Genomic DNA, 15,612 nt, shown 5'->3' with positions numbered 1-15,612 from the left:
ACACTAGCTTGGTAACACTAGCTTGGTAATACTAGCCTGGTAACACTGGCTTGGTACTATAACTCAAGAGTTGAGGCGGCATACTTCGGTATGCCGCCTCAACTCTTTAAACGTTTACAGCCTAAGCCTTGCGGCGCAGCGCGCGACCCACAATATCGGTCAGCGCCGCGTGCACCAGCTCGTCCAGGTTCATCGCCTCCAGCGCCTCAAACACAGCCTGAGACTTCTGCTCAATCAGCTGCTCGTGCTTGGCGAAAGCATCCGAAGAGACCATCAGCTCGCGGATGCGCTCCACCTGCTCATCGCTCAGCTCGGGGTTGCCCAGGCTATCGTGCAGAAGCGCCGCATCCTTCTCATCGAGTGCGGCGGAGGTGAGCGCCACCAGCACGGTGCGCTTGCCCTCGCGCAGGTCGTCACCGGCGGGCTTGCCGGTAACCTCGGGCTGACCGAAAACGCCCAGCTCATCATCGCGCAGCTGGAAGCCCTCACCCAGCGGCAGGCCGAACGCGCGGTAGCCTGCAAGTACCGGGTGCTGCTCGCTCACGGCACCGGTGCCGTTCTCCAGCGCGGCAGCCTGCAGAGCCAGAGCACCACCAATCGTGAAGGGGTGCTCGCACGAGTACTTGGCGGACTTGAAACGAATCACGTTCAGGGCACGCTGCAGAGCTGCCTGAGCGTCCTCGGTTTCGAGAACCTCGGAGTAGACGTCCAGGTACTGACCCGCCAGAACTTCGGTGCGCATCCGGTCAAAAATAGTGCGTGCAGGGGCGCCATAAATCGCTCCCTCACCCAGGGACGCGAAAACCTCGGCAGACCACGCCAGGGTCAGATCGCCGGCAAGAATACCGCCGGTCAGACCGTAGTTGAAAGCATCACCGCGCCAACCATTCTGCTCGTGCGCCGCCTCGAAACGCTTGTGCACGGAGGGAGCGCCGCGGCGGGTATCGGAGCGGTCGATAATGTCGTCGTGAATCAGTGCGGAGGTCTGGAACAGCTCCACCGCCATGCCGGCCTTCACAATAGACCAGGATGCGCGGTTCTCGGTTACGGGTGCGCCGCCCGCACCTCGCCAACCCCAGTAGCTCAGCAGGGCACGCAGGCGCTTGCCGCCGGTGGAGAGGGATTCAATAGCCTCCAGCAGGGGTAGAGTCTCAGAAGAAATGCCCTCGAGTAGCTCGCGCTGGCGGGTAAAAAACTCAGCCATGAGAGTGTCAAAAGCGTGCAGGTAGGCTCGCTGCTCTTCAGCAATACGCTCGGCGAGGTGCGCAGAATCCGCCGGGATCTTCGGGGCTGCTACGGTGAGGCTCTCGGTCGCCTGGGGAGTGGGTGCTCCGGAAGGAGAAGGGGGAGTCATACTATCCTCGCTGATGGTCGCTATGTACGGTCCTGATGCCGTGCGGTGTGCACTTCTTCTAGCTTAGTGGAGAAAAGCCCAAGAGAACGCATTTACGAATACGTTTACGATATATTACCCCTAGTATTCGTAGAAATGTGCTATATTTTTGGTAGGTGGGCGTAGAAGCTATGAGAGGAGGCGACATGGGGCAGACGCGAACCGGCAAGAACAGCGGCGCAAGGAGGGGCCGCGTCATTATGCACCTGGACATGGACGCCTTCTTCGTCAACGTCGAACTCCTCGAAAACCCCGCTCTGCGCGGTGAGCCCATTATCGTGGCGCCCCTGGGTCCCCGCTCGGTCGTATGCTCCGCCTCCTACGAGGCGCGCGCCCACGGGGTGCGTTCGGGCATGCCGCTCAGCCGCGCCCAAAACCTCAGCCCCAACGCCACCGTTCTGCCGCTGCGCGGCGACTACCGGCACTACTCCCGCGCCGTCATGGGTATTCTGCACGACCTGAGCCCCTACGTGGAACAGGTCAGCGTGGACGAAGCCTTCGTGGACCTGACCGGCGCCTACCTGCACGGCCAAGACCCCGTCGCCCTGGCACAGCGCGCTCGCGACCGCATCGCACAGGAGCTCTCCCTGCCCTCCTCAGCCGGTGTTGCACCCAATAAGCTACTCGCCAAAATGGCGTCCACCGGTAGTAAGCCGAACGGGCTGTGGGTCATCCCGCCCGAGCGGGTTCAAGAATTCCTCGACCCCCGAAAAGTCTCCGACCTGTGGGGAGTTGGTGCGAAAAGCACCGAACAGCTCTCCCGATACGGTATTCACACCATCGCCCAAATGCGCTCCATGAGCCTGGACTGGCTCAAAGAACGCTTCGGCACCGCCCAAGGAGAGCACCTCTGGGCCATGGCGCGCGGTATTGATGAACGCCCCGTGGTTACCGAACGCGAAGAGAAAAGCATGGGCGGCGAGCACACCTTCGAGACTGATACGACCGATGTCCACGAAATCAGTGCAGCCGTTCGGGAACTGAGCCTCAAACTCGGCAAGCGTCTACGCACCGCTGGAAAACTCGCCGGAGGGCTCAGCCTCAAAATCCGCTACAGCACCTTCGAAACGCACACCCGCGCTATTGCCCTGAACGTGCCCATCGATTCCGGTATGCAGATCGCTTCCCTCGCGTTGGAAGCCTTGCGTGCCGATGAGATTCTGGTGGGTCAGGAGGCGCCACGCGCCCTGCGACTCATTGGCGTGCGCGCCGAAAAGCTCGCCCGTGCAGAAGACGGCGTGCAGCAGACACTCTTCGACTCCATCGAGAACGCGGCAAGCTCACGCTCTGCAAGAACCGCCTCCGCCAGAACTGCCTCAGCCCAACGAGGCGGCGGCGGGGGAGTGGGCAATAGTATGGAGAACAGTACTCGCTCGGGGTCTGGTGCTCATTCGGGATCTGGTGCTCACCTCGTGAAGAGCGGCAGATGGTCCGAAGTGGAGCACGTCATGGACGCGATTCACCGCAAATACTCGCAGGAAAGCCTCAAACCCGCCTCCGGAGTGGCTGCGCCGAATCAGCAGGTTGAGCAAAAGGCAGAGGAAGGGAACTAGATCGAGGGTAGCCACCACAGAAGGGGAGGCGCCCTCCACCGAAGACCTTCAAGTATTTCTGCCCGAAAAAGAATGCGCCAACCCCACCCCGCGCGGTACGATGGGAAGCATACGACCGGAAACATACGACGGGAAGAATCGTGCCCAGCGCCAGCTGATGCACTAGCTAACCCGGCTGATACCGACGTCATCTTGAGTAGCGACACCTCAAAGGAGAAAACGATGGCACTGTCCGAGCGTGAACAGAAGGTTCTGGACCAGCTCGAAGAACTCATGAGTAATGAGGACCCGCACTTTGCCTCCTCCATGTCTTCGACCGGCAACACCGCACCGGTTTTCAGTGCTCGCCACCTGGCTCTCGGTATTCTCTTCGTTCTCATTGGCCTGGGCATCATTATTGGTGCGGTTGCGTCCAACATGATTTGGTTGGGCGTATTCGGCTTCCTCTTCGCGGCAGGTGGCGTGTACTTCGCGACCACCAGCAAGAAGACTCCCGTGGATTCCTTCCTGGGCGGTAAGGCAGAGGGTGCAGCGCGTGTGCGTCAGCGTGAGCAGAAGGAGCGTTCCTCCTTCATGAACCGTCTGGAGGACCGCTGGGACGAGCGCAATAACGGCCAGTTCTAATACTGCTTTGTTCAACAGTTTTCTCGCGGTTAGTATTTCTCACGACTAGTATTTCTCGCGGCTGAGCATCCGTGCTCTCTAGGGCCTTAAGGCTTCAACAAGACTTTACAAGCGGAAGGTAAGAATTCTCTTGCCTTCCGCTTTTCTATGCCCGAACTAGTGATAGACGGGTGCTTTAGAGGTTGATGGACTGAGCATGCTGATTGCCGCAATCGACCCCGCCATTGAGCCTGTAGTTGAGCCAGTGCGTGGCAAGCATGATGAGGGTACAGCGCTGAGCACCCGCACGCTCGAAGCTGTGTAGAAGCTGTGCGCCAGCGTTAAAAATGCAGAAGAGAGCATAAAAACACTAAAAGATACTCTGCCGGGTGGGGTAGGTGGTGGAAAGTGGGGTAAAGTGGAGGGGAATGCTGAAAGTCAGTCCTATCGCCGTGCCCTCAAGCAAACGGCGGAGGCGCCAGCCCGGCACACCCCGCCACCGGCACCTGCAGGATTGTGGAGCAACCCCGCTCCCGCAGGCTTCAGCACAACGGCACACATCGGGGAGGTGAAGTGAATGTTCTTAGGTACCTACTCACCACGAATGGACGCCAAAGGACGAATCATCCTTCCCGCCAAATTCCGTGAGGAACTCTCTGCAGGCCTCGTTCTGACCCGCGGTCAAGAACGATGCCTGTACGTTTTCCCCGCCGCAGAATTTGAACGCATCCACGAGCGGATGCGCACCGCGCCCCTGCCCGGACGAGCCGCCCGAGACTTCCTGCGAGTCTTCCTCTCAGGAGCCTCAGACGAACTGCCTGACAAGCAGGGACGCATCACCATCCCGCCGATACTGCGCCAGTACGCAGGGCTGAGCGACAATCTCGTCGTCATCGGATCCGGAACCCGCGCAGAAATCTGGGATGCAGCCGCTTGGGAGGAATACCTCGCCCGCACCGAAGCTGAATTCGCTTCCCTCGACGAGGACCCGTTCAGCCCGCTGCTCTAGCCGGCATCCCCGCCGGCGCGACGGCTACCGCCCGGCGTCTCTCTATCACCACCGCACTACTCTTCCGTAAGCCTTCCCGCAGGACAAACTCTCACAGGAGCACCCATGAGCGTAGACCACGCCCCCGAAACCGGTACGACCGCCTCCGGTACTGCCGCCAAGGTCACCGGCGCATCCATTGAGAACCTCTCCCAGCGTGAAGCCAGCGAACGCCACGTGCCCGTCATGCTGGACCGCTGCATTAACCTGCTGGCCCCCGGCATTGAACGCGCCGTTGAGGAGCGCGGTACCGCCTACGTTATTGACGGCACCCTCGGCATGGGTGGCCACTCTGAGGCCCTGCTGGAGCGCTTCGAAAACCTTGTGCTGATTGGTATTGACCGTGACCTGCAGGCGCACGCCATCGCCGGTGAGCGTCTGGCGCGCTTCGGTGACCGCTTCGTACCCGTTCATGCCGTCTACGACGAGATTGACCGCGCCATGGAAACCGCCGGCGTGCAGGGCATCGACGGTATCCTGATGGATCTGGGTGTCTCCTCCATGCAGCTGGACGAACGCACCCGCGGCTTCGCATACTCCTACGACGCACCCCTGGACATGCGCATGAACTCGGAAGATGAGCTCACCGCCCGCATCGTCGTCAACGAATACAGCGAAGACCAGCTGCGCCGCATTATCCGCAACTGGGGCGAAGAGAAGTTCGCCTCGCGTATTGCCCGTGCCATCTGCACTGCCCGCGCCAACGCGCCCCTGGAAACCACCGGCGAGCTCGTGCGCATTATCCAGAAGGCAGTGCCCGTCGCCGCACAGCGCACCGGCGGCCACCCCGCCAAGCGCACCTTCCAGGCGTTGCGCATCGAAGTGAACCACGAGCTGGAAGCCCTCGAACGCGCCGTACCGGCAGCCCTGGAGGCGCTCAACCTCGGCGGCCGATTCGTCGCCATGAGCTACCACAGCCTCGAAGACAAAATCGTCAAGAGGGCACTGACCGCAGAGGCAACCTCCAAGGCGCCCAAGGGATTCCCCGTGGAGCTTGAAGAACACAAGCCCACCGTCAAAATCATTACCCGTGGCGCCGAACCGCCTACCGACGAGGAAATCGAACAGAACTCCCGCGCCGCCAGCGCCAAGCTGCGCGCAGCCGAGAAGATCCGCATCCCCGCCAAGTAGAAGACAGAAAGCGAAGAAGAGTGAGCACCCAGCACGCATCCCAGCGCCCCACCCGCACCCAGGGCGCACCGCGGAGTCGACGCGCCGGTTCCTCGCGCCCTGCCGCCGGTACCCCCAGCGCCGTTGGCTCTACCCGCGCATCCTCTACTGGCGCATCGACCGGGGCGAGCCGCGCCTCCACTCGCGCACACTCCGGTCGTACCCGCACCGCGCGTCTGGAGCCGGTCACTGCAGCCCAGCCGGTAGTTCGCCCCGCCAGTACTGCTGCTTCGCACGGCGGTAAGCGCACCTCGACGAACGCGAGCCGCGTGCCCTCGAGCGTTCGTGCGGCAGCCCGCACCGAAGAGCCCCGCGAGGAGAAGCCGAAGTCGCGTCACCCGCTCTCGACCGTGCGCCGCCGAGCCCGTAAGCTCAGCCCGCCCACCATGCTCGCTGTTTTTGCGGCAATCCCGCTGACCCTGGTCTTTATTCTGCTGCTCAACGTGCTGATTGTGACCCGACAGTACGACATGGTGGATTTGCGCGCGCAGGAGCAGCGCCTCGTGCAGGAGAACCAGGCGCTACAGCAGGAGATTGGCTTCAAGGAAGCTCCGCAGGATTTGGCAATACGCGCCAGTACCCTGGGCATGTTTGTGAGCTCTTCGCAAGCGACCCTGAACCTGCAGTCCTCCACGATTGAGGGCACCCCCGCCCCGGTGGCAAGCCCGACCGGTGCTGAGGGAAACAAGCAGGAGAACCTGATTTCGCCTCCGGCAGCTGGCTCGAACGAAAGCTACGCCAAGAGCATTGTGGACGCGGACAAGTCCGTTCAGCAGCGCCACGGCCAGGCGAGCGCGGCGGCTAAGGCATCTGCAAGCGCCTCGGCGAGCCCTGCTCAGCAAACTAACTCAGCTCAGCAGGCCAACCCCGCACCGGCGAATAGCGCCCCTGCTAGCCCGGTTGCTTCCGCCGCACCGAGCACCGCTCAGCAGCCCGCGGCTAGCCAGCCCGCACGATAAACAACACTGACCACAGGATGCGTAGCATCACCGATAGACTAGACCAGCGAAAGGACCACCGCATGAGCTCCGACGCGCGTAAGAACGCGAACGAATCGGCATCCGGTCAGCCGGACCTGACCCGCCGTGGCTTTGTCGCCGGCGCCGCTGCCACCTGTGCTCTGGGCGTCATTGGTGCGAATCTGTTTATCCGCCAGGGCTTTGATCCCGGTGCGGTGGCGAATGCGTCCCGTCAGAAGCGTTTGCGCTCCCAGGTGCTGCCTGCTGTGCGCGGCCAGATTCTGGATATCAACGGCAATGTCATGGCGCGTACTGTGCAGCGCTATAACCTGACCGCTGATCAGAGTGCCGTGGCGACCTTCAAGCGTTACAACGAGGACCGCACCCAGAAGATTGAGGTCACCCCCAACCAGCTGGTGTACGAGATGGTCGATATTCTCAAGACCGTTGACCCGGGCATTACCGACGAGTTCATCAAGTCCAAGCTGGACGGCACCTCAAAGTACTCGGTGATCAAAGCAAATATCACCCCGGAAATTTTCAATAAGATTGATGCCCTGGGTGCGCCCTTCATCTACGGTGAGGCGTTCTCCCAGCGCCTGTACCCCAACGGTAGTGTGGGTGGCTCCGTGGTCGGCAAGTACAACATTGTTGAAGAGGCTGACGGCAACGGTAAGGGCGGTACGGTTTCCCGTAACTTCTCGGTGGGCATTGAGCGTGTCTTCGAGAAGGAGCTTGCCGGTACTCCCGGTGAGCGTACCTACGAGATTAGTGCTGATGGTGTGCGTATCCCCGTGGCGAAGGAAGAGCAGCGCCTGGCGGTGGACGGTAAGAATATTCGTCTGACCATTAACCGTGATGTGCAGTATTTTGCGCAGCAGGTGGTACGTGCTCGCGCTGAGGAGCTGAAGGCTGAGTGGTGTACCGCCATTGTTATGGATGTGCGTGACGGCTCCATTTTGGCTCTTGCTGATTCCTCCACGATGGACCCGGGTGCGGCAACCATTGAGGACGCGGCGGACATGACCCCGCGCGCTATTTCGCAGAGCGTGGAGCCCGGTTCGACCGAGAAGATGCTAACTGCTTCGGCGCTGATTGAGCAGGGCCTGACCACCCCGACGAGCGTGTATGACGTGCCCGCGACCCTCACGATTGACGGCCAGACTTTCAAGGATGCGTTTGAGCACGGGGCGCAGCGGCGTACTTTCTCGGGCATTATTCATGACTCGATGAACACCGGTACGGTGCTGGTCGGTCAGAAGCTCAGCAAGGAAGAGCGCTACAACTGGTTGAAGAAGTACGGCGTCGGCGAGTTTACCGGCATTGAGCTGACCGGTGAGGAGCAGGGTATAATCGCTGATTGGCGTGATTGGGATGGCCGTCAGCAGTACACTGTGCTGTTCGGTCAGGGTGTTGCGCAGACTCCTTTGCAGACCGCCATGATTTTCCAGGCGCTGGGCAATAAGGGCGTTCGTCTGAAGCCGCGCATTGTGGACGCGATCATTGACGCCGACGGTACCGAACATAAGCGTGCCGTAGAGCCTGGCGAACGCATGGTCAGCGAGGAGACTGCCGCTTCCTGCCTGACTCTCATGGAGAATGTGGTGGAGCAAGGCCACGCCCGTCCGGCGAAGGTGACCGGCTACCGCGTGGGCGGTAAGACCGGTACTGCGGAAACTCCGAGTGAGAAGGGCGGCTACGACGGCAACACGACGTCCTTTATTGGTGTGGCGCCGATTGAGAACCCGCAGTTCTTGGTGGCGGTGACCATGCAGCGTCCTGAGGGTAGCGTGGGTACGAACGGTACGACGGCTGAGTTCTCCAAGATTATGGAGAAGACTCTGCACACCTATAACGTGCCGCGTTCTACCGGTGAACCGGAGTTGATTCCGCTTTTTGCTGAGGATAGCCCCAATAAGACGAGCTAAAGGTGAGCGGGGGAGAGGCGCCCGGTAGCTGATTCGTGATGAAGAAGCCCCGGCACTGAACACCTGTCGAAGCCTAAAGCCCGTAGAATATTGAATGACCCTGTGTGCCTTGAGCGCATTGACCGTACAGAGCTCACCGCTTCGGACAGCGGAGAGGAAAGAAGGACGATGGATACCGCATCTCACGCACCCGGCCAGAACCTGCTGGGCGGCGACGCTCAGACTCTGCGCCCGAATTCTGTGCGCCCGGTGAGTTTGGCGCACCTTCGCGAACATCTGCAGGGCTTGGGTGCTCAGGTGAGTTCCCAGCCGGCTAGCGGCGTTCAGGGTTCTGAATCCGGTGATTCTGTTGAGGTCACCGGTATCAGCATGGACTCCCGTGGCGTTCGCCCGCAGGACCTGTACGTGGCTCTGCCCGGTGCGAAGGTGCACGGTGCGCAGTTTGCTGAGGCTGCGTTGAAGCTTGGTGCTTCCGCTATTTTGACGGATGCTGCCGGTGCGCAACTGCTGGGTGAGGCGCCGGTGCCGCTCCTGGTGACTGAGAACCTGCGCGAGTACGTCGGTCCGTTGGCGGCGCTGATTTATGGTTCGGCGTCGTTCCCCGCTACTCACCGTTACGCGGTGACCGGTACGAACGGTAAGACCACCTCCACCTACATGTTGGAGTCGGTGTTCCGTACCGGTCTGGGTGTGAAGACCGGTCTGATTGGCACTATTCAGATTCTGATTGATGGTGTGTCGGTTCCTTCGAAGATGACCACCCCGGAGTCTCCTCACGTGCATTCTCTGCTGACGATTATGGGTCAGCATCAGGTGCGTTGCGCGGCGATGGAGGTGTCTTCGCACGCGATTGATTACCACCGTGTGGACGGCGTGAAGTATGCGGTTGCTGGCTTTACGAACCTGACTCAGGATCACCTGGATCTGCACGGCACCATGGAGCACTACTTCGATTCGAAGGCTCAGCTGTTCACTCCCGAGCGCGCCGAGCTGGCTGTGATTACTGCTGATGACGAGTGGGGCGAGAAGATGTTCTCCGCCGCTTGCGAGCAGATGGGTGCGCAGCAGGTGCACCGTCTGGTGACGGCTCGCGGTGCCGGTCTGGCTGAGGTGCCCGCAGAGTTTGGTGCCCGCGACTGGGCTGTGGTGAAGGTTCAGCGTGAGGGCCTGGGCCACCGCTTCCACGTGGCTAATGGTGCCGGTGAGAGTGTTGAATGCTACACCGGTCTGCCCGCTGACTTTAACGTTTCGAATGCTGCACTGGCGGCTCTCATGGCGTACCTGGACACTGACTCCGCTGAGCGTGCGCATCTGCTCCCTGAGCTGGCGTCCGGTTCGGCTCTGACTCCGGTGGTACCGGGCCGTATGCAGCTGATTTCTTTGGCTCCGCACGCGATTGTGGACTTCGCGCACAACCCGGACGGTCTGACCCGCGCACTGGAGGCGATGGACCGCCCCGGAGACGGCAAGGTCATGATTGTTTTCGGTGCGACCGGTGAGCGTGACCAGCTCAAGCGCCCGATTATGGGTGCGATTGCGGCACAGTATGCAGATATTGTGGTTGTGACTGATGACGATCCGCACGGTGAGGCGCCCGAGCCGATTCGTGCCGCCGTTGAGGAGGGCGCGCAGAAGGCTGAGAACCGCCGAGCCACCCAGATCCTGAATATTTCTCCGCGTGCCGCCGCTATTGATGCGGCAATTGCCCTGGCGGGCGAGCATGACGCCATCCTGATTGCTGGCCGCGGCCATGAAACCGAACAGGATGTTGACGGCGTGGATATCGCCCTGGACGACCGCGTTGAAACCGCCCGTGCCCTGCGTGCGCACGGTTTCGAGATTCTGCCTGACTACCAGCGCATGCTCGAAGAAAGTGACTCTAAGACCGCTGAAGGTATGGTGAAGAATGATTAAGCTCAGCGCCGCCCAGATTATTGAGGCAACCGGCGGCACCGCTATCGGCCTGGAGGGCCGTGAGGAGCAGGTGTACGCAGACTTCGCCACCACCGACTCCCGTGAGGTGCAGACCGGCACCCTGTTCGTGGCGAAGCCCGGCGCGGTCACTGACGGCCACAGGTTCATCCCCATGGCGTTTGAGAGGGGCGCGACCCTGGCGCTGGTCGAGCGTGAAGTACTCGATGAGCAGGGCGTGCCCTACCCGAGCATCCAGGTGCCCGATGTGGTGCTGGCGATGGGCGATTTGGCGCGCTACTCCATTGAGCAGATGCGCGCTCAGGGTGAGCTGACCGTTATCGGTATTACCGGTTCTGCCGGTAAGACCACCACCAAGGACCTTCTTGCCGCCATTTTCACCCCGGAGGGCCCGACCGTTGCACCGGTCGGCTCCTACAACAGTGAGGTGGGCGTGCCTCTGACCGTTTTCCGTGCCGATGAGTCCACCCGCTACCTGGTCATTGAGATGGGTGCGGACCATGTGGGCAACATCGAGTACCTGGCGAATATTGCGCACCCGGACCACGGCGCGATCCTGAAGGTTGGTACCGCGCACGCTGGCGAGTTCGGCGGCGTGGACAATATTGAGCGCACCAAGGGCGAGCTGGCTGAGGGTGTTCAGCCGACCGGCTCCCTGGCTCTGAACGCTGACGATGAGCGCGTGCTGCGCATGGCGTCGCGTTCGGTTGCCCCCGTTACTTACTTTGGTGTGGGTGAGAAGACCGACGCGAACGGCCAGCCCTACGAACGTTACGTGGCGGCGCTGAACCTGCGCACCACCGACGCTGGCTGCCCCGAGTTCACTCTGCGCCTGCCCGACGGTAGCGAGTACGAGATTTCCTCGCAGCTGATCGGTGAGCACCACGTGCACAACCTGCTGGCTGCGGCGACCGTCGCCTACAACAGCGGTATTTCCGGTGAGAAGATTGCTCGCGCGCTCAATAAGGCAGCGGCAACTTCGAAGTGGCGTATGGCGCGCACCGACCGCGCTGATGGCGTGACCGTCATTAACGACGCGTACAACGCGAACCCCGAGTCGATGGCGGCGGCGCTGCGCACTCTGGCACAGCTGGGCCGCACCGTTGACCCGGCGACCGGTCAGCCGCACCGCACCTGGGCTGTTCTGGGAGCCATGCTGGAGCTCGGTGACGCCTCCCTGGAGGAGCACGACCGCATCGGCCGCCTCGTGGTACGCATGAACATTTCTAAGCTGATTGCTGTGGGCGACGAGACGAAGCCCACCTACAATGCGGCTCACCTGGAAGGCTCCTGGGGTAATGAGGCGACCTGGGTGAAGACCCCGGAGGAGGCAGAGCAGATTCTGCGCGCCGAGGTTCGCCCCGGCGACATTGTGCTTTTCAAGTCCTCGAACGGGGCGAAGCTGGGCATTCTGGGTGACCAGGTTGCTTTCGCCGAGTACACTTTCGGCGCTGAGGAAGAGCAGGCACCGACTTGGCTTTCTGCCGGTGACTTTGTTGAAACCACCGATTTGAGCGACCACCTTGCCGCTCACCTGGACGGTGCCGCTAATGGCGACCGTACTTCGACCGAACAGACCACGAACGAAGGGTAGCGCTTTATGATTACCGTGCTGATTGCTGGAATCTTCGGATTCCTCATCTCCCTCACCGCGCTGCCGGTGTTCATCAAGAAGATGAAGTCTCTGAAGCTTGGCCAGCTCATCCGTGAGGAAGGCCCGGCAGCCCACCAGCACAAGGCGGGCACCCCCACCATGGCGGGTCTGATTTTCATCCCCGCGGCGATTCTCGCCTACTTCTTGACCCTGGCGGTGAGCGCCCTGCTCTTCGGAACCGCGCCGGTACCGACCGCTACCGCGTGGCTGACCATCGCCTTCACCCTGGGCATGCTCGGTGTGGGCGCGGCGGACGACATCATGAAGTTCCGCAATAAGGGCAACGAGGGTCTGACCGAGAAACAGAAGACCATTGGTCTTCTGGGCGTGACCCTGCCCTTTGCGTACCTGGCGTTCCAGTCCCCGAATGAGTCGGGTGCTCGTCCGGCGTCGACCGCTATCTCCTTCGTGCGTGACCTGCCTATTGATCTGTTCGCGGCGGGTGCGGTCTTCGGTTCCATCCTGCTGGTTGGTTGGATTACCCTCATCTCCCTGTCCGGTACGAACGCGGTGAACTTCACCGATGGTCTGGACGGCCTGGCTGGCGGCATCATGATGACCATCTTCTCCGGCTACCTGACCATCAGCATCTGGCAGTACGTGCACGCCTGCTCCGCTGGCGCTGGCACCGCCTGCTACGATGTGCGCGACCCCGGCTCGCTGGCGCTGATTGCTGCTTCCCTGGTGGGTTCGCTGGCTGGCTTCCTCTGGTGGAACGTGTCGAAGGCACAGATCTTCATGGGCGACTCCGGCTCCCTGGCATTGGGCGGCGCAATGGTTGCTTTCGCGCTGTTCACCCGCACCGAGCTGCTTCTGCTGGTTATCGCTCTGATTCCCGTGCTGGAAGTGTTCTCTGTGATTGTGCAGAAGTTCGTGTTCAAGACCAGCCGTAAGCGTTCGGTGGCAGCGGGGGAGAAGCCCCTACACGCGCACCGTTACTTCCGTATGACCCCCTTCCACCATCACATGGAGAAGGTCGGCGTCAACGGCATGTACTCAATTGATAAGCGAGGCATTGCCCCCGGTACCGTCAGCAGCGGCGAAGTGAACTCCGTGTTCCGCCTCTGGGTTGTTAATGCCCTCTGCGTGCTCGTCGCCCTGGCGCTGTTCTTCGGTGACTGGTTCTCGCAGACTTCTGGAGTGATTCACTAATGTCAACTATTGAACAGCCGGATACAGCTCGCATTGAAGCGAACGCCGCCGCTATTGCGGTGAACCCGGTGTACGAGAACGAGCGCCTCGCGGAGCTGACTCACTGGGGTGCGCCCTGGGCTAACCTGCGCGTGGTCGTGGTGGGTATGGGCACCAGCGGCGACGCTGTGACCGACGTGCTTGCCCAGCTGGGCGCGAAGATCGTTGTCATCGACGGCGCGGATACTCCGGAGAAGAGTGAGCGCATCGAGATTTACAAGAACGCGTACGGCCCGGTTGAGGGCCTGTTCGGTCCCGAGCACATGCGTGCCCTGCCCCTGGTAGACGGTCAGGAACCCGAGCTTGTGGTGACCTCTCCGGGTGTGCGTCCCGACCACCCGGTGATGCTGGATGCGTACGAGCGTCGCATCCAGATTTGGGGCGATGTGGAGCTGGCGTGGCGCTTGAACGAGCGCAGCGACCGCCCGACCCCCAAGTGGCTGTGCCTGACCGGTACGAACGGTAAGACCACCACCGTGGGCATGGTTGATTCCATCCTGAAGGCCGCCGGTAAGAAGGCTATTCAGGTGGGTAACGTGGGCATGCCCATCGTGTACGCCATTGCCGACGATGAGCCCTACGAGTTCTTCGCGGTGGAGCTGTCCAGCTTCCAGCTGCACTGGACCTACTCGCTGTCCCCGTATGCTTCGGTGGTTCTGAACATTGCTGAGGACCACGTGGACTGGCACGGTTCGTTCGAACGATACAAGGCTGATAAGGCGCGCGTGTACGAGCACACTCAGGTCGCCTGCATCTTCAACACCGACCACGTGGACACCCTGCGTATGGTCGAGAACGCGGACGTCATTGAGGGCGCTCGCGCGATTGGTTTCAGCTCCACTGAGATGCCCGCCGTGTCGATGCTCGGCCTGGCTGAGGATATTCTGGTGGACCGTGCTTTCTTGAAGAACCGCTACAACGAGGCGTATGAGCTGGCGGTTCTGGAGGATCTGGCTCCGGCACCCGGTAAGATGCCCGCGAAGCACACCGTGGAGAATGCCCTGGCGGCTGCGGCTCTGTGTCGTGCGGCTGATATTGACCCGAAGGCTGTGGGCGCTGGCCTGCGTTCCTTCAAGACCGGTGCGCACCGCAACCAGCTGGTGGGTTACGCGAATGACATCATGTGGGTGAATGATTCGAAGGCTACGAATCCTCACGCCGCGAACGCGTCGATGAGCGGTTACCCCTCGCTGGTGTGGATTGCTGGCGGCCTGTCGAAGGGCGTTGAATACGATGAGCTGATTACTGCTCACGCCAAGCGCTTGAAGGCTGTGCTGATTATCGGTACTGATACTGCGGCGTTGAAGTCGGCGCTGGCTAACCACGCTCCCGAGGTTCCGACCTACAACATGACCGCGGCAGTGGCTGATTCTTCGGACGGCATCGCCGTGATGAACGCGGCCGTTGCGAAGGCTGCTGAGCTGGCGCATCCGGGCGATACCGTGCTGATGGCTCCCGCGTCTGCGTCGATGGACCAGTTCAAGAATTACGCGGTGCGCGGTGATGCGTTTGCGAACGCTGTCGCCGCCCAGCTGGCAGACTCTTAGGACGCTACCTGCAGGAGGCGCTTCGGGTGACCGGGGTGTTTTCTGCGGGTTCTTCTCGGGGGTGGGATGGTAACGGTGTCCCACCCCTGAACCTTTTTCGTGTATTCGCCACGACGGATCCGTGGCAGTTGAGGCCTATAGGAGGGCATGTGAGTACCAGCGCATCTTCGGAGCGTTCGGCTTCTTCGGCGCGTTCGACTACGAGTGGTCGTTGGGCGTCTTTGCGAGCCGGTTTGGAGGATTTCTCTGCGCCGTTCCGTGCTCGTGCCGGTAGGCTGTACCGTCGTGGTTTGAAGGCTGACCTGTGGGATGTGCCGGTGATGCTGCTGGTCACCACCCTGGGTCTGGCTATTTTTGGCTGCATTATGGTGCTGTCGGCTTCGAGCGTCACGATGATTTCGCAGGGTCAGTCGCCGTTCTCGCAGGTTTCGTCTCAGATCATGTTCTTGGTCGTGGGCGTTCTCGCGATGGCGGGTATTACGCGTATCCCGGTGGGTGTCTACCACAAGAAGTTTGTGGTGTACGCGATGCTGGCCACCGCGCTGGTCATGCAGCTTGCTGTGGTGGTCGTTGGCGTTGAGGTGAACGGTAACCGTAACTGGTTGAAGCTCCCCGGAATCGGACAGATTCAGCC

12 protein-coding genes are annotated in these 15,612 nt (G+C 61.1%); 11 read left to right on the top strand and 1 reads right to left on the bottom strand.

Annotation, left to right across the window (positions count from 1 at the left end):
• Nucleotides 1-121: 121 nt before the first annotated feature.
• Nucleotides 122-1,354, bottom strand: a complete 1,233-nt coding sequence (locus tag HXO69_RS01010; protein WP_296544759.1) for a polyprenyl synthetase family protein — start codon at nucleotides 1,352-1,354, stop codon at nucleotides 122-124.
• A gap of 185 nt (nucleotides 1,355-1,539) precedes the next feature.
• Between HXO69_RS01010 and dinB the strand changes: the two genes are divergently transcribed.
• The 11 genes from dinB to HXO69_RS00955 form a co-directional block, all read left to right on the top strand.
• A complete protein-coding gene (gene dinB / locus HXO69_RS01005) occupies nucleotides 1,540-2,946 on the top strand; it encodes a DNA polymerase IV (RefSeq protein ID WP_296544758.1) in 1,407 nt (468 codons plus the stop codon).
• 222 nt (nucleotides 2,947-3,168) lie between these two features.
• Nucleotides 3,169-3,570, top strand: a complete 402-nt coding sequence (locus tag HXO69_RS01000) for a DUF3040 domain-containing protein (RefSeq protein ID WP_005506566.1) — start codon at nucleotides 3,169-3,171, stop codon at nucleotides 3,568-3,570.
• 556 nt (nucleotides 3,571-4,126) lie between these two features.
• Nucleotides 4,127-4,558: a division/cell wall cluster transcriptional repressor MraZ gene (gene mraZ, locus HXO69_RS00995; RefSeq protein ID WP_070688007.1), complete on the top strand. Its 432-nt coding sequence runs from the start codon at nucleotides 4,127-4,129 to the stop codon at nucleotides 4,556-4,558.
• 105 nt (nucleotides 4,559-4,663) lie between these two features.
• Nucleotides 4,664-5,728, top strand: coding sequence for a 16S rRNA (cytosine(1402)-N(4))-methyltransferase RsmH (gene rsmH, locus HXO69_RS00990; RefSeq protein WP_049326886.1), 1,065 nt, complete (start codon nucleotides 4,664-4,666; stop codon nucleotides 5,726-5,728).
• Nucleotides 5,729-5,748: 20 nt separating this feature from the next.
• A complete protein-coding gene (locus HXO69_RS00985; RefSeq protein WP_296544755.1) occupies nucleotides 5,749-6,726 on the top strand; it encodes an amino acid ABC transporter ATPase in 978 nt (325 codons plus the stop codon).
• Between the two features lie 62 nt (nucleotides 6,727-6,788).
• The gene (locus HXO69_RS00980; protein WP_296544753.1) at nucleotides 6,789-8,654 is read left to right on the top strand and encodes a penicillin-binding protein 2; all 1,866 of its coding nucleotides are present in this window, start codon (nucleotides 6,789-6,791) and stop codon (nucleotides 8,652-8,654) included.
• Nucleotides 8,655-8,822: 168 nt separating this feature from the next.
• Nucleotides 8,823-10,568: a Mur ligase family protein gene (locus HXO69_RS00975; RefSeq protein ID WP_296544751.1), complete on the top strand. Its 1,746-nt coding sequence runs from the start codon at nucleotides 8,823-8,825 to the stop codon at nucleotides 10,566-10,568.
• Nucleotides 10,561-12,180 (top strand): UDP-N-acetylmuramoyl-tripeptide--D-alanyl-D-alanine ligase, encoded by a 1,620-nt coding sequence (murF, locus tag HXO69_RS00970; protein ID WP_296544750.1) that lies wholly within the window; start codon nucleotides 10,561-10,563, stop codon nucleotides 12,178-12,180. Before HXO69_RS00975 ends, murF begins: the two co-directional genes overlap by 8 nt.
• Before the next feature lie 6 nt (nucleotides 12,181-12,186).
• Nucleotides 12,187-13,392: a phospho-N-acetylmuramoyl-pentapeptide-transferase gene (gene mraY / locus HXO69_RS00965; protein WP_296544748.1), complete on the top strand. Its 1,206-nt coding sequence runs from the start codon at nucleotides 12,187-12,189 to the stop codon at nucleotides 13,390-13,392.
• A complete protein-coding gene (murD, locus tag HXO69_RS00960) occupies nucleotides 13,392-14,978 on the top strand; it encodes a UDP-N-acetylmuramoyl-L-alanine--D-glutamate ligase (RefSeq protein WP_296544747.1) in 1,587 nt (528 codons plus the stop codon). Before mraY ends, murD begins: the two co-directional genes overlap by 1 nt.
• 149 nt (nucleotides 14,979-15,127) lie before the next feature.
• A partial coding sequence (locus HXO69_RS00955; RefSeq protein WP_296544746.1) for an FtsW/RodA/SpoVE family cell cycle protein occupies nucleotides 15,128-15,612 on the top strand: 485 nt, incomplete at its 3' end.

Origin of the sequence: Rothia sp. (in: high G+C Gram-positive bacteria) (assembly GCF_015265375.1) — a bacterium.
Classification (GTDB): Bacteria; Actinomycetota; Actinomycetes; order Actinomycetales; family Micrococcaceae; genus Rothia.
The sequence above is the reverse complement of the archived record's forward strand: the minus strand, read 5'-3'. Positions and strand labels throughout refer to the sequence as shown.

What these genes read in the sequence shown, in the direction of transcription:
- HXO69_RS01010 (WP_296544759.1), bottom strand. Translation starts at nt 1,354, where the DNA reads ATGACTCCCCCTTCTCCTTCCGGAGCACCCACTCCCCAGGCGACCGAG.
- dinB (WP_296544758.1), top strand. Translation starts at nt 1,540, where the DNA reads ATGGGGCAGACGCGAACCGGCAAGAACAGCGGCGCAAGGAGGGGCCGC.
- HXO69_RS01000 (WP_005506566.1), top strand. Translation starts at nt 3,169, where the DNA reads ATGGCACTGTCCGAGCGTGAACAGAAGGTTCTGGACCAGCTCGAAGAA.
- mraZ (WP_070688007.1), top strand. Translation starts at nt 4,127, where the DNA reads ATGTTCTTAGGTACCTACTCACCACGAATGGACGCCAAAGGACGAATC.
- rsmH (WP_049326886.1), top strand. Translation starts at nt 4,664, where the DNA reads ATGAGCGTAGACCACGCCCCCGAAACCGGTACGACCGCCTCCGGTACT.
- HXO69_RS00980 (WP_296544753.1), top strand. Translation starts at nt 6,789, where the DNA reads ATGAGCTCCGACGCGCGTAAGAACGCGAACGAATCGGCATCCGGTCAG.
- HXO69_RS00975 (WP_296544751.1), top strand. Translation starts at nt 8,823, where the DNA reads ATGGATACCGCATCTCACGCACCCGGCCAGAACCTGCTGGGCGGCGAC.
- murF (WP_296544750.1), top strand. Translation starts at nt 10,561, where the DNA reads ATGATTAAGCTCAGCGCCGCCCAGATTATTGAGGCAACCGGCGGCACC.
- mraY (WP_296544748.1), top strand. Translation starts at nt 12,187, where the DNA reads ATGATTACCGTGCTGATTGCTGGAATCTTCGGATTCCTCATCTCCCTC.
- murD (WP_296544747.1), top strand. Translation starts at nt 13,392, where the DNA reads ATGTCAACTATTGAACAGCCGGATACAGCTCGCATTGAAGCGAACGCC.